The following is a 12,487-nucleotide window of genomic DNA, read 5'->3' on the forward strand; positions in this document are numbered from 1 at the left end:
CCTCAGCGCATCTCCTGCAGCACGAAGGCCGCGGCCTGCGCCAGGGCGCGCGCCATGGCCTGGTTGGCCGCCTCGACGCCACCGAGCGGGCCTTTCTGCCGCATCGCTTGCACCACCGCGATCTCACGCTGCGCCGGAGGCCGCACGACGCCCTCGGCGGCCAGCCCCATGCGCAAGGACAGCCGCAGCACGGGCGGCTCCTGCGTGAAGTCCTGCACCAGCTCCATGATGTCGGTGCTGAGCGTGTGCGTGGCGCCGGCGCCGGGCGCCGCCAGTACGGAGGTGAAGCAGCCCGTGCCTTCGAGGGTGCGCACCAGCAGCGGATGCAGCATCTGCCCGGGTGTCTCGGCCCACTGGTGATGGGCGAAGAAGGCGACCTGGTGCGGCCGGTCGGTGTACGCCATCTGCACCGTGTCGTACACGGGCCGCGCTTGCGGCCGCCGCACGGACAGCACGGCCGGTGCGCAACGCGCCCGCGGCACGTCGGCGGGCAACTGGTCCAGCAGTGCGGAGGTCATGGCAGGCTCGTCGAGGGCCAGCCCGGCGCAACCTGCAAGCAGGACCAGGGGCAGCACGACACCGGCGCGCCACGCTTTCCTCATGGCGTTTCGCCGGGCCCGGGCTTGCCGCTGCCGGTTCCGCGCAGCAGCACCGCCGGGTTCTTGCGGATGCGCACCGCCGTTTCGTCGAGCGAGATCGACAGGCGGTCCAGGCGCGAGAGCGTGCGTTGCGCTTCCGGCAGGATCTGCGTCTGCAGCGATTGCGCCGCTTCGTTGCTGCTGCGCAGCAGCGGATCCAGCCGGGTGCTGGCCTGCTCGGCGTTCTGCAGGATCACGCGCAGGTGCTCGTTGGCATGGACGGACAGCCGGCGCAGTTCGTCCACGGTTTCGCGGGCCTGCGGCAGCACGTCGTTGCGCAGCGTGCTCACGGCGTCCTGGCTGGACGACAGCAGCGGCTGCATCTGGCCGCTGGCCTTGTCCGCGTTGGCGATGATCTGCCCGAGCCTCGCGCTGTTGCCGGCCAGCGTCTGCGAGAGCGCGTCGAGGTTGGAGATCGATGCCTTCAGGGAGGCCACGGTTTGCTGGTCCAGCGTGGATTGCAGCAGCGCGTTGATCGACTCGGCGGTGCGGTTCAGCTGGCTGATCGAAGTGTCCAGGTTGATCGACTGCGCCGGCGCCGTGGCGATGACGGCATGGCGCTGACCGGACGCGGGCGACAGCGGCCGCCCGGCGGCGCCGCTGTCTTCGAGGCTCACGTACACGTAGCCGGTGAAGCCGCGGGTGGCCAGGCCCCGGCCGGTGATGGTCGCCACCGTGGCCGTCGTCACCGGTGCGTCCCTGTCCACCTCCAGCAGCACGCGGACGAGCCGCGGGTTTTTCAGCTGCACCTCGTTCACGCGGCCGACGTCCACACCATGGAATTCCACCGGCGCCCCGACGATGAGGCCGGACACGGGCTCGTGCGACCAGACCTCGTACAGCACGCGCTGCCGCGAATCCAGCAGGAACCACGCCGCGGCTGCGGCGGCGATCACGGCGATGGCCGCAGCGAATGCGGCGCGTGCCCTGGCCTCTGCACCCATGCTCATGGCTCCTCCGGAACGCAACCCACAAGGGACGGACGGCCATTCTATGCATCGATGAATGACCCTCTTTGCGCTTCGCCGTATTCCCTCCCACACCTCTTTGTGTTCGTGAACCTTCAAGCGATCCCGGTCGTCATCCGATGGCCTGATCGGGCTGTCACCTGCGCCGGGACACCAAGGGCGCCGCGCGGACGAACCTGTTGGCCGCTGCCTCCTGCAGCATCCAGCGACCCATGGCGTCGTACGAGACAGGCCACCACGAATTCGCGGCGCCCTGCCAATCATGGGACGCCACCGGCGGCGCATCCTTTCCGCGGGCATTGGTGGCCGCGCGCACCAGCGTCCAGCGCAGCGACGAGAGCGCCCCCTGCCCCAGCGCCTGGACCACCGCATGCTGCTCGCGGGCGCCGCTTCCCATCGTGCCCGGCACCGAAGCGAAGAATCGCAGCGCCCGCCCCGCGGGTTGTCCGGGCAGCGAGGACAGCAGGGTGTTCACCATCACGATACGCTCCACCCCGGCCAGCAGCATGGCGTCCTCCACTGAGTCCATGTTCGCCGACAGCAGCGCCGACGGATCACGCGAGCTTGCGGTCACTCCGGTGGCGGTGATCACCGCATCCACGCCATGGAGTGCTGCGGTCAGCGCGTCCGCATCGGCCAGCGAAGGGACCACCGCGACGCGGCAGCCTTCCGGCACGTCCGCCACACGCTCGGGCCGGGAACGGACGATGGCGGTGAACCGGACACCTGACGCGCGGCACACGCGCAGGATGCCCTGGCCCAGCCCGCCCGCGGCGCCGACCACGGCCACGTGCTTCGGAAAGGAAGCAGATGTCGGGTTCACCGGCGCTTTCCCTTCGCGGCGCGCGCCGATACACTCGCGCGCGGAGGCACGGACGCATGGACCCGCCGATTCCCAGCCACTACCAAGGCGACTTCGTCGCCTGGCCGGGCGTGTGCGGGTTCCTCGGGGCCGGCCGCGGTCCTTCGCCCTCGCCGCATGCCCACTACGCCATCCAGCTCGCGATCGGCATCCCCGGGGGGCTGCGCGTGCAGTTCGGCCGGCACGGTGCGTGGCAGTCCTGCGCCGCCGCGCTGGTGCCCTCGAAGGCCACGCACACCATCGACGTCAACGCATGCGAGATGAGTGCCGTGCTCTTCGTGGAGCCGGAAACCCCGGCGGGCCGCGCGCTGGCGGCACGCCTGCAGGGGCGGCTCGAACTGGTCGATGCGCAGACCGTCGCCGAGGCGTCGCGCCGCCTGGAACAAGCCTGGCGGGTGCAATGCAGCTACGACGCGGTGCGGGACGCCTGCATGCAGCTGATCCAGGACCTGTCGGGCGCGGTGCATCGCGAACCCACCGATGCCCGCGTGCTCGCCGCGATCGAGACCGTCCGGCAGCGGGTCGACCAGCCGGTCACCCTGCAGGAGCTGGCCGCTGCGGCCCACCTGTCGCCCGAACGCTTTCGCCACCTCTTCGTCGAGGAAACCGGGATGCCGCTGCGCACCTACCTCGTGTGGCGCCGGTTGCTGCACGTGTGGACCCTGCTGATGGAGGGCCAGACGCTGTCCGCCGCCGCCCACGCGGCCGGCTTCGCCGATTCCGCGCACCTGTCGCGGACGGCGCGCACCATGTTCGGCCTGCCCCCGTCCTTGCTGCGCATGGGCGGGCCGCTGAGTGAACGTGCGCGCGCCCATCACCTGGCCTGAACCACCGGACCGGTGAGCGATTGCAGGAACGCGGCCACGTCCTGCACCTCGGACGGCGACAGCCGGATCGCCTGTCGTTGCGCGTGCCGCTCGCCGGGCTGCGCGAGTTCGCTGTGCCCCAGCACGGCCTTGGGCGAACTGGCGTAGTGCTGGACCACCTGCTCGAGCGACGAGAACTGCCCTGCATGCATGTACGGTGCGCGCTCCGCCGCATTGCGCAGGCTGGGCGTGCGGAACGCGGCGAGCTGCGTGGCGTCGTCGGTGGCCAGGAACTGCAGTTCGCCGCACTGGTCCGGCCTGGCATCGCTGTAGCGGCCCAGGCAGTTGAATTCGTCCTGCACCAGCTTGCGCAGTCCGTCCGCGCGGCCCCGGTCCGGGTGGGTGGGGTCCCTGGGCGGCACGCCGGTGTTGTGGAAAGCATGGTCGGTCAGCAGCGGTCCGTTGTGGCAGGTGGCGCACTGGCCCTTGCCGAGGAACAGCCGCAGGCCGCGCACTTCCTGCGGCGACAGCGCGTCCTGGCCGCGCGCGTCGCCTGCGACAGTGGCTTGTGCATAGCGGTCGAAGCGCGACTCGCCGTACGAGATGTTGCGCTCGTAGGCGGCGATCGCCTTGCCCATGTTGGCGAACACGCGGTTGACAGATTCGCGGTCGGCCTGCGGCAGCGCGGCCCAGGCTGCGCGTTCGGCTTCGGTGCCGCCAGGCGACGCATCCTGGGGCAGCTTGCCCAGCGGGGGGAGTGGGCCAAAGACGGACTGGTAGCTCTCCCTGTAGTGCGCCTCCACCAGCTTCGCGAGCCGCACGCGGGTGGCCCCATGTTCGGCGGCGTCCTCGAAGGGGCCGAGCGCCTGCGACCAGGCGCTGTCCTTGCGGCCGTCCCAGAACAGGAAGGGCGCATGCGCCGCGCCCATGACCGGCATCGTCCTGCGTTTGCCCCGGGCGACGCCTTCGCCGAGCGCCTTGCCATCCTGGAACTGGCTGGCTTCGGCGTGGCAGCTGGCGCATGCCACCTGCCCGTTGCGGCTCAGGCGGCGGTCCTCGAACAGGGCGCGGCCGAGCGACGCCGCGTCAGCGCGCTGTTCGAACGCGTTGGACGGGTCGGGCGGGCGCGGGCCCGCTTCCTTCAAGCGCATCCCGGCGAGCACCGCCACGTCCTGCGCCGACCACGCATCGCGCAAAGGCCCCCCGTTGAGCGTCTGCGCCGTGACGGCCATCGCGCCGACGGCAGCGACGGCGGCGAGCACGCTGGCAAGCCAGTGCCGCAGGGCAACCGCGGGCGTCATCACGGCCGCACCTTGGGGTCCTGCACCACCGTGTTGAAGGTCACCTTGTCCTCGCCCTGCGGACCCTGGATCGCCAGCCTGATCTCCCACCAGCCGGTCATGCTGAACTTCATGCCATCGAGCTGGTAGGCGCCGTCGCCGAGCTCGCGGGTGACGCGCGGCTGCGTCGGCAGGCCGTGGCCGTGCTGGGGCATGCCGCCGTCGATGGTGAAGCGCGCGCCCTGCACGGGAGCGCCGTCGCTGCCCGCGAGCTTCACCTTCCAGCTGTGCATCTGGTTGATGGCGGGCGGCTGCGCCGGCGGCACCAGCGCGACGCGGTAGAAGCCGGCGGCCGAAGGCTTTTCGAGCGCGACATCCAGGTTGGCAGGCGGCGTGCTGCAGCCGGCGATCAGGGCGCCGGCGAAGGCCGCCATGGCGGCCAGTGACAGCCGGCTTGGCACGGAGCGCGAGCGGGGACGATGGGCCAGTGCAATGGAGAGCATGGGATGTTCCGGGGATGGAGGGTCAGAGGGAAGCGAGCGCCGCGGCGCCGGCGTAGAGCCCGAGCCCGAACACGCCGTGGTTGGCCAGCGCGCGCAGGCGGTTGCGCCAAGGCGTGGCGGTCCTGGACGCGGCGAAGCCGGCGCCCATCGCGGGCTGCATGACGAACAGCGGCATCGCCACGCTGGCCAGCCCGAAGGCCAGGGCCGGCAGCAGCACGGGCTGCCTGACCCAGGCCGCGCCTGTCAACGCCGCGAGGCCCAGCGCGTAGGCGATGCCCACCGCGTAGTGGGTGGCCCAGCCGAGTGCGTGCTCCCGGCGAACGGCGGGCGCCTGCGCGATGGAAGCGTGGGCGAATCGCCCCTGCCGCATCGAGCCGACCCAGCGGCCGACCAGCCGCCAGTCCGTCGTGGGGATGCCCAGCCGCGCCAGCAGCAGCAGCCAGGCATCCATCACCGCGGTGGCGGCCACGCCGATGAGGACGACAGTGCCGAAGCCTTGGATCGAGTCCATCGGGAGCTCGACGGCGCTTCAGGCGCAGTGGCAGGTGGCGCAGGTGCAAGACGCGGCGCAGGCCGTGCAGGCTTGCGCGGCCGTGTCGCCGCACATGCACTGCTGCCCGCCCTGGGCGCACGTGCAGGGGTCGCAGGCACAGCTGGCACTGCGCGCCGGCTGGTTGGTGGCGCCGTCGTTGGCGGCCAGGGCGGAAGGGGAAGCAAGGAACGTCATTTCGAATCTCCGAAGAGGTGTTGAGGAGATTCGAATTCTTCGCTCATGCTGCCTTGCGGGCTTGAACGCAGCGGCTGCCGTTGCAGCCGTTTCGTTCAAGCGTGGGCACCAGCAGCTTGTCGCCGCAAGCCGGCCTGCGCCAGGCCTGCCCGTCACAATCGCCGGATCATGCAAGGACCCAGGATCCAGAACCAATGAGAACCGTTCCCCCCGCCGCGACGCCCGCGGAGCGCGATGCGCTGGCGCCCACGGGCGCCTTGCGCGTGGGCGTGTATGCCGGCAGCCCGACTTCCTACGTCGCAGGCGAAAGCGGCTCGCCGCGCGGCGTGGGCTACCTGCTCGGGCGCGCGCTGGCCCTATGCCTCGGCACGCCTTTCGAGCCGGTGATCCGTCCGCGCAATACGCAGCTCCTGCAGGCCGTCGGCGCGGCTGAAATCGACCTCGTATTCACCAACGCCACGGGCGAGCGCGCGAAATTCATCGACTTCTCGGGTCCGCTCCTCACGCTGGACAAAGGCGTGCTCGTCCCGACCAGCTCCGCCGCTTTTTCGCTCGGCGATGTGACGGCGGAGGGAAAGCGCATCGGCTTCACCGCGGGCAGTACCACGGCCGGCGAGTTCGGCCTGCTCTATCCCGAGGCAAGCCTCGTGGCCGTGACATCGCTGTCGGACGCCGCCTTCCTGTTGACCAGCTCGGCCCTCGACGGTTTCGCCACCAACAAGGCCATCCTGTGCCAGTTGGCGGATGAAATGGGCGGCGGCCGCATCCTCGACGAGGCATGGGGCAGCGAGCACCTTGCCCTGGGCATTCCCCTCCAGCGGGGTGCGGGCCTGGCTTTCCTGCAGCGCTTTGCCGCGTGGGCGACGGAGAGTGGTGTCGTGGACGATGCAGTGTCGCAGTCGAGCCTGCGGGGTGCGAAGCCCTACGCGGCGCAGTAGCCGCAAGCGCCGCGTTTGTCGCGCCGGGACCTGCACCTACAAACTCAGCCGAAGGCCACCCCCTAGCATCCCGGGTTTGCAATCAGCGAGGCAGCCCATGAATATCCTGTTGGTTCTCACGTCCCACGATGCGCTCGGAAACACGGGGAAGAAGACGGGCTTCTGGCTCGAAGAGCTCGCGGCTCCTTACTATGTGTTCCAGGACGCCGGCGCCGACATCACGCTGGCGTCACCGCGGGGCGGCCAGCCCCCGCTCGATCCCAAGAGCGACGAGCCCGGCGCGCAGACCGACGACACGCGCCGGTTCCGCGCGGACAAGGAGGCCATGCAAGCCCTCGCGACGACGATCGCGTTGTCGTCCGTACGTCCTGAGGATTTCGACGCGGTGTTCTATCCGGGAGGCCACGGACCGCTGTGGGACCTGGCGGAGAGCGAAGACTCCAGGAACCTCATCGAATCCATGATCGGCGCGGGCAAGCCGGTCGCCGCCGTCTGCCATGCGCCGGGCGTGCTGCGGCATGTGAAGGCACCTGACGGCACGCCCCTGGTCCAGGGCAAGCGCGTGACCGGCTTCACCAACACCGAGGAAGAGGCGGTGGGCCTGACCAAGGTGGTGCCGTTCCTGGTGGAGGACATGCTGAAGTCCGCCGGAGCGAGCTACAGCAAGGGTGCGGACTGGCAGTCGTATGTGGTGACCGACGGGTTGCTGGTCACGGGGCAGAACCCGGCGTCGTCGGCGGCAGGGGCGGAAGCTTTGCTGAAGGCTTTGGAAGAAAGTGCGGTGGGGGCAGGAAGCCCTGGGTCCCCGCCTGCGCGGGGATGACGAAGACCCCTATTCCCGGCCGAACCGCCGCTCCGGCATGCCGGGCACGTCCACGTCCACCGCCAGCAGAGCGCCCGACCACGGCTCGTCGCGCAGCTGCGCGCGGGTCAGGAACCGCTGCGCAGTGGTGATGTACAGGGTACGGAGGTCGTCTCCCCCGAAGCAAACGCACGTCGGATTGCTCACCGGCAACGGGATGACCCGATCGACCCGCCCATCCGGCGCGTAGCGCACCACGCGCTTGCCCGCAAAGATGGCATTCCAGACGAACCCCTCGGCATCCACGCATGCGCCGTCGGGCCGATCGCGCACGGCCGCGTGGTCCACGAACACCTGTCGTTCGCCCAGCGTGCCCGCAGCGACATCGAGCGGGAAGCGCCAGGTCGTGTAGCGCCGCGTGTCCGAGAAATACAGCGCATCCTCCGCCGGCGACATCGCGATCGTGTTGGAGACGATGACGTCGCCGAACTGCCGATGCGCGCTGCCGTCCGGGTCCACGCGATAGACACTCCCATTGCCGCGATGCAGCTGGTTGTCCATGGTGCCCACCCAGAAGCGGCCGCGGCTGTCGCAGCGGCCGTCGTTCAGGCGGTTGTCGGCGCTGCCGGCAGGCTCCACCTGGCACACCAGTTCGCGCTCGCCCGTTCCCAGGTCGAAGGTCACCAGCGCCAGGTCCAGCCCCAGCAACACGCGGCCCGGGCGCTGCAGCAGCGCGAGCGAACCGACGTAACGCTCTTCGAACTGGAAGACGTCGTGGCGGCCCGTGGCGGGATGGAAGCGCTGCAGGCGCGCCTGCTCGATGTCCAGCCACAGCACGGACCGGGTCTGCTCGCACCACAAGGGCGTTTCGCCCAGCACGTCGCTTCCCGGCACGACGCATCGCACGGCCCCGGACCACTCCATCGCTCACCTCCTGGCAAAGGCCTCCACTGTGCCACCAGTTCCGGCGTTCCACTCCGGAACGACGCAGCAGTGCGCTGACTAGAATCCGCCCCATGTGCCTGGCGGTCGCCCGGCGCGACAGAACAAGCCAGGAGACTCCCGTGACCTTCCGCAGACTTGCCCTCTTCGCCGCGCTGGCCACCGCCTGCGCCGCCGCATCCGCCCAGGACATCCAGGAGCGCGTGATCCGCTTCGGCCACGTCAATCCCCTGAACCACCACCTGTCGCTGGGCGTGCAGAAGTTTGCCGAGATCGTCGCCGCCAAGAGCGGCGGCAAGCTCAAGGTGCAGGAGTTCCACTCCAGCAGCCTCGGCGGGGAGGGACAGCAGTTCAGCGCCGTGCAGGGTGGCGCGCAGGACATGACGGTGCTGTCGGCCACGGTCACCGGCGGCGCCATCAAGGAATTCACCTTGCTGGACATCCCGTTCTCGTTCACGCGCGGCGAGCAGGTGGACGCCCTGGTGCAGGGGCCGTTCGGCCAGGCCCTGCTGCAGCGGCTGCCGGAGAAGGGCCTGGTGGGCCTGGGCTTCTGGGAAGCCGGCTTTCGCCAGTTCACCAACAGCCGCAAACCGATCCAGACCGTGGACGACCTCAAGGGCCTGAAGCTGCGCGTGATCCCGAACCCGATGTTCGTGGAAAGCTTCGCAGCGCTGGGCGCGAACCCGGTGCCGATGGCCTTCCCCGAGCTGTATGGCGCGCTCGAATCCAAGGCGATGGACGCGCAGGAGAACCCCTTCGCGATCATCCTGAACAGCAAGTTCTACGAGGTGCAGAAGTTCCTGAGCGTGACGAACCACGTGTACACGGCCAGCCCGGTGCTGGTGAGCAAGCGCCTGTGGGACCGCATGAGCGCCACCGAGCACAAGATCCTGCAGGACGCCGCGGTGGAGGCCGGCGCCTACCAGCGCCGCCTGAGCCGCGAGTCGTCCGTGGCCGCGCGCAAGGAGCTGGAAGGCAAGATCGCGATCAACGACGTGCCCGCCGCCACGTTGGCGCGCATGCGCGAGCTGACTGCACCGGTGGCCGAGAAGTTCGCGTCGACGTACGACCCGGCGGTGGTGAAGCTGTATCGGGCGGAGTTGGAGAAGGTGCGGGCGACGGTGCGCTGAGCGGCGCCTTGCTCAGGGCCGATCGGCTTGGGATCGAGGCCGTGCCGATGGACTCGTCTCGGAGAGGAAAACGTGCCCGGCGCGGTTGACGCCATGGATGCACCCCCATAGCATCCTTCATCACATTCTCCGTGCGAGGCACCCCATGTCCGAAGCAGCCGCGACCGTGAAAGCGGCGCTCATCCCCTACGAGGAACTGCCTGGCCCCAAAGGGATACCCGTGCTGGGCAACGCCACCCAGATTCGGCTCGAAGCCTTCCACCAGCAGCTCGAGGCATGGGCGCGCGAATACGGCGGCAAGTTCCGCTTCCGCATCACCAACCGGCACATGCTGGCGATCACCGACCCCGAGGCGATCTCGTCCGTCCTGCGGCGGCGCCCCCAGCAGTTCCTGAAGACACCGCGCCTCGTGCAAGTCGCCAAGGACATGGGCTTTCACGGCGTGTTCTCCGCCAACGGCGACGACTGGAAGCGCCAGCGCCAACTGGTGATGCCGGGACTGGACCCGGCGCACCTGCATGCGTACCTGCCTGCCCTGGTCACGGTGACGGACCGCCTGCGCGCCAAATGGCGGAAGGCGGCCACGCAGGGCACGGAGCTGGACTTGCAGGCTGAACTGATGCGCTACACGGTCGACGTGACCACCGGCCTGGCGTTCGGCGAGGACCTGAACACGATGGAGCAGGGAGACGACGTTGCCATCCAGCGGCACCTGAATTACATCCTCCCGGCACTCTTCAAGCGTGTGCTGTCGCCTTTCGACCTGGAGCACTGGGTGCCGTCGCGCGAACAGAAGGAGCACGTAAGTGCGCTGAAAGAGGCCGTACGCGGCTTCATCGAGAGGACACGCACCCTCCTTCGCGACAGGCCCGAGCTGCGCGAAAAGCCGCAAAACCTGATGCAGTCGATGGTGGCGACGTGCGACGCCGGGGGCGGCGCCCTGTCGGACGACGAGTTGTCCGCGAATGCGCTCACCATGCTGCTTGCGGGCGAGGACACGACCGCCACCACGCTGGCGTGGATGATCTGGCTGCTGTCGCAGAACCGCGGTGCGCTGGAGGCCGCGCGCGACGAGGTGGATCGGGTGGTGGGGCGCGGCGCGATCGCCATGAACATGGACCAGTTGTCGCAGCTCGATTACGTGGATGCCTGCGCGAACGAATCGCTGCGCCTGAAGCCCGTGGCGCCCTTGATCATCCTGCAGGCCGCAGAGGACGCCGAGATCGATGGTGTGGCCGTCCGTGCCGGGACGTTCGTGATGTGCGTGATGCGGCCGGCCAGTGTGGACGCTGCGCGGTTCGAGCAGCCGCAGTCCTTCCGGCCCGAACGATGGCTGCACGGCGAAGCCGATGCCGCGCACGGCCGCATGTTCAGCGCGAAGCGTGTCGTCATGCCTTTCGGCGCCGGGCCGCGTGTGTGCCCCGGGCGGTATCTTGCGCTCGCCGAGATCAAGATGGTCATGGCGATGCTGCTCGCCAACTTTTCCATCGACTCCGTGACCGCAGCGGACGGCGAGCCGCGCGAGCGGCTCACGCTCGTGATGCAGCCCGAAGGCTTGCGGATGAAGCTGTCCGCGCGCTAGGCATTTTCAATCGCGCAAGCGGATGCCGAACCAGCGTGCCAGCCGGTCGCGCCAGATGTCGCGGCCGGCCTGACGATAGTCCCGCAGCCACCCGCGGGTCGGCGGCATGCGGCGCACGACCCACTGCGCCACGACGATGAAGGTCATCATCCAGAACAGGCTGAACCACAACGCTGCCCACCAACCGTGGCCGGCATGTTCCAGTCCCTCGCGCAACGCCGACCGCAGCACGATCACGCCAAAGAGCGGTACGGCCGCGAGGCACAGGTAGCCGAGCAGGAACCGGGTGAGTCCAAGCCGGCGGCGGCGTTCGCGGGAAACCAGGGACGTGATGGCCACCGAAATCAGCAGCGCCAACGCGAACCATGGCAGCTGTTCACTTGCACGCTCGAAGAAAGCACCTGAGAAGATCTCGCGCACGGGCGTCAGGGAAACGAGCGGGATGCCCAGCGTACATCACGCGATCTGCTGCACCCGGGTGATGTTCACCGGCGTTGGCGCCGGCCAACCGGCTTCCCTGGCGGTGCGAACGATGGCTTCGTTGGTGTCGAAGTAAACCTGCCAGTAATGTTCGTTCCGGCAGTAAGGCCGCACGGCGATCAGCGGCCCGAGTCCGTTCAGGTCCAGCAGGTTCACTTCGGGCGCCGGCGAAGCCGACACGTTCGGAATGCGTGCGACCGCCTCGCGCAGCTTGGCGCACGCCTCGACGGCATCGACGCCGCCGGAGAGTTGCGCCGTGCGATCCACGCGGCGCACCGGCAGCCGCGAGAAGTTCTGGATCGTGTCGCCGAAGACCTTGCCATTGCCAACCAGCGTCAGCACGTTGTCTGGCGTGATGATGCTGGTCCCGAACAGGCCCAGTTCATGCACCGTTCCCGTGACACCGCCGACGCTGACGGCGTCTCCCACCTTGAAAGGCCGCAGCACCAGCATGAAGGCACCGGCCGCGAAATTGCCCAGCAGCCCGCTCCAGGCCGCGCCGACGGCCAGCCCGACACCGGCCAGCAGCGCGGCGAAGGAGGTCGTCTGCACGCCGAAGTACCCGAGGATGCCGATCGCCAGGACGACGGTCAGCGTGACATGGATGACCGCGCCGAGGTACTTCGTGAGGGTCGGGTCCAGCCGCCTGCGATCCATGCCGGCCTGCACCAGCCTGATCACGCGCAGAATGATCCAGCGCCCGATCACCCAGAAAGCGATCGCTGCCACGATCTTGATCCCGAGCTGCAGTGCGGTCACCCTCAGGAAGGTTTCGACGGCGGTGGTGTCCATGGGACGCTCCTGGCGGGTTGGGAGGTCGACTGTATCC

General features: G+C 69.1%; 15 protein-coding genes. 5 read left to right on the plus strand and 10 right to left on the minus strand.

Annotated features, from left to right (window positions below; all coding sequences use genetic code 11):
• Positions 1 to 2 precede the first annotated feature (2 nt).
• The 3 genes from WG902_RS14860 to WG902_RS14870 form a co-directional block, all read right to left on the minus strand.
• On the minus strand, positions 3 to 602 hold the full coding sequence (locus tag WG902_RS14860) for an ABC-type transport auxiliary lipoprotein family protein (RefSeq protein WP_340060913.1): 600 nt from the start codon (positions 600 to 602) through the stop codon (positions 3 to 5).
• On the minus strand, positions 599 to 1,588 hold the full coding sequence (locus WG902_RS14865) for an MlaD family protein (RefSeq protein WP_340060914.1): 990 nt from the start codon (positions 1,586 to 1,588) through the stop codon (positions 599 to 601). Before WG902_RS14865 ends, WG902_RS14860 begins: the two co-directional genes overlap by 4 nt.
• Positions 1,589 to 1,742: 154 nt before the next feature.
• Positions 1,743 to 2,429, minus strand: coding sequence for an NAD(P)H-binding protein (locus WG902_RS14870; RefSeq protein WP_340060915.1), 687 nt, complete (start codon positions 2,427 to 2,429; stop codon positions 1,743 to 1,745).
• Between the two features lie 56 nt (positions 2,430 to 2,485).
• Between WG902_RS14870 and WG902_RS14875 the strand changes: the two genes are divergently transcribed.
• Positions 2,486 to 3,295: an AraC family transcriptional regulator gene (locus WG902_RS14875; protein ID WP_340060916.1), complete on the plus strand. Its 810-nt coding sequence runs from the start codon at positions 2,486 to 2,488 to the stop codon at positions 3,293 to 3,295.
• On the opposite strand, the gene WG902_RS14880 is transcribed toward WG902_RS14875, so the two are convergent.
• From WG902_RS14880 to WG902_RS14895, 4 genes are read right to left on the minus strand one after another with little or no spacing between them, the layout of a single operon-like run.
• The gene (locus WG902_RS14880) at positions 3,283 to 4,575 is read right to left on the minus strand and encodes a cytochrome-c peroxidase (RefSeq protein ID WP_340060917.1); all 1,293 of its coding nucleotides are present in this window, start codon (positions 4,573 to 4,575) and stop codon (positions 3,283 to 3,285) included. The two genes, WG902_RS14875 and WG902_RS14880, sit on opposite strands and share 13 nt — an antisense overlap.
• A complete protein-coding gene (locus WG902_RS14885) occupies positions 4,575 to 5,057 on the minus strand; it encodes a FixH family protein (protein ID WP_340060918.1) in 483 nt (160 codons plus the stop codon). Before WG902_RS14885 ends, WG902_RS14880 begins: the two co-directional genes overlap by 1 nt.
• A gap of 22 nt (positions 5,058 to 5,079) precedes the next feature.
• Complete coding sequence (locus WG902_RS14890) at positions 5,080 to 5,568, minus strand: DUF2938 domain-containing protein (RefSeq protein WP_340060919.1); 489 nt, start codon at positions 5,566 to 5,568, stop codon at positions 5,080 to 5,082.
• An 18-nt stretch (positions 5,569 to 5,586) separates the two neighbouring features.
• Positions 5,587 to 5,784: a hypothetical protein gene (locus WG902_RS14895; protein ID WP_340060920.1), complete on the minus strand. Its 198-nt coding sequence runs from the start codon at positions 5,782 to 5,784 to the stop codon at positions 5,587 to 5,589.
• Positions 5,785 to 5,978: 194 nt separating this feature from the next.
• Here WG902_RS14895 and WG902_RS14900 point away from each other — a divergent pair, with 194 nt between their 5' ends.
• Positions 5,979 to 6,722: a transporter substrate-binding domain-containing protein gene (locus tag WG902_RS14900; protein ID WP_340060921.1), complete on the plus strand. Its 744-nt coding sequence runs from the start codon at positions 5,979 to 5,981 to the stop codon at positions 6,720 to 6,722.
• A gap of 97 nt (positions 6,723 to 6,819) precedes the next feature.
• Positions 6,820 to 7,545, plus strand: a complete 726-nt coding sequence (locus tag WG902_RS14905; RefSeq protein ID WP_340060922.1) for a type 1 glutamine amidotransferase domain-containing protein — start codon at positions 6,820 to 6,822, stop codon at positions 7,543 to 7,545.
• 9 nt (positions 7,546 to 7,554) lie between these two features.
• Here the strand turns inward: WG902_RS14905 and WG902_RS14910 are convergent, their stop codons facing one another.
• Positions 7,555 to 8,448, minus strand: a complete 894-nt coding sequence (locus WG902_RS14910; RefSeq protein ID WP_340060923.1) for an SMP-30/gluconolactonase/LRE family protein — start codon at positions 8,446 to 8,448, stop codon at positions 7,555 to 7,557.
• A gap of 140 nt (positions 8,449 to 8,588) precedes the next feature.
• Between WG902_RS14910 and WG902_RS14915 the strand changes: the two genes are divergently transcribed.
• Both WG902_RS14915 and WG902_RS14920 read left to right on the plus strand, forming a co-directional pair.
• Positions 8,589 to 9,596 carry a TRAP transporter substrate-binding protein gene (locus WG902_RS14915; protein ID WP_340060924.1) on the plus strand — a complete coding sequence of 336 codons (1,008 nt, stop codon included), beginning with the start codon at positions 8,589 to 8,591 and terminating at the stop codon, positions 9,594 to 9,596.
• Positions 9,597 to 9,741: 145 nt separating this feature from the next.
• Positions 9,742 to 11,178: a cytochrome P450 gene (locus WG902_RS14920; RefSeq protein ID WP_340060925.1), complete on the plus strand. Its 1,437-nt coding sequence runs from the start codon at positions 9,742 to 9,744 to the stop codon at positions 11,176 to 11,178.
• A 6-nt stretch (positions 11,179 to 11,184) separates the two neighbouring features.
• Here WG902_RS14920 and WG902_RS14925 read toward each other — a convergent pair whose 3' ends face one another.
• Positions 11,185 to 11,598, minus strand: coding sequence for a hypothetical protein (locus WG902_RS14925; protein ID WP_340060926.1), 414 nt, complete (start codon positions 11,596 to 11,598; stop codon positions 11,185 to 11,187).
• 36 nt (positions 11,599 to 11,634) lie between these two features.
• A complete protein-coding gene (locus WG902_RS14930) occupies positions 11,635 to 12,450 on the minus strand; it encodes a mechanosensitive ion channel family protein (protein WP_340060927.1) in 816 nt (271 codons plus the stop codon).
• Positions 12,451 to 12,487: the final 37 nt, after the last annotated feature.

The sequence above is a fragment of the Ramlibacter sp. PS3R-8 genome (assembly GCF_037572435.1).
Taxonomy (GTDB): Bacteria; Pseudomonadota; Gammaproteobacteria; order Burkholderiales; family Burkholderiaceae_C; genus Ramlibacter.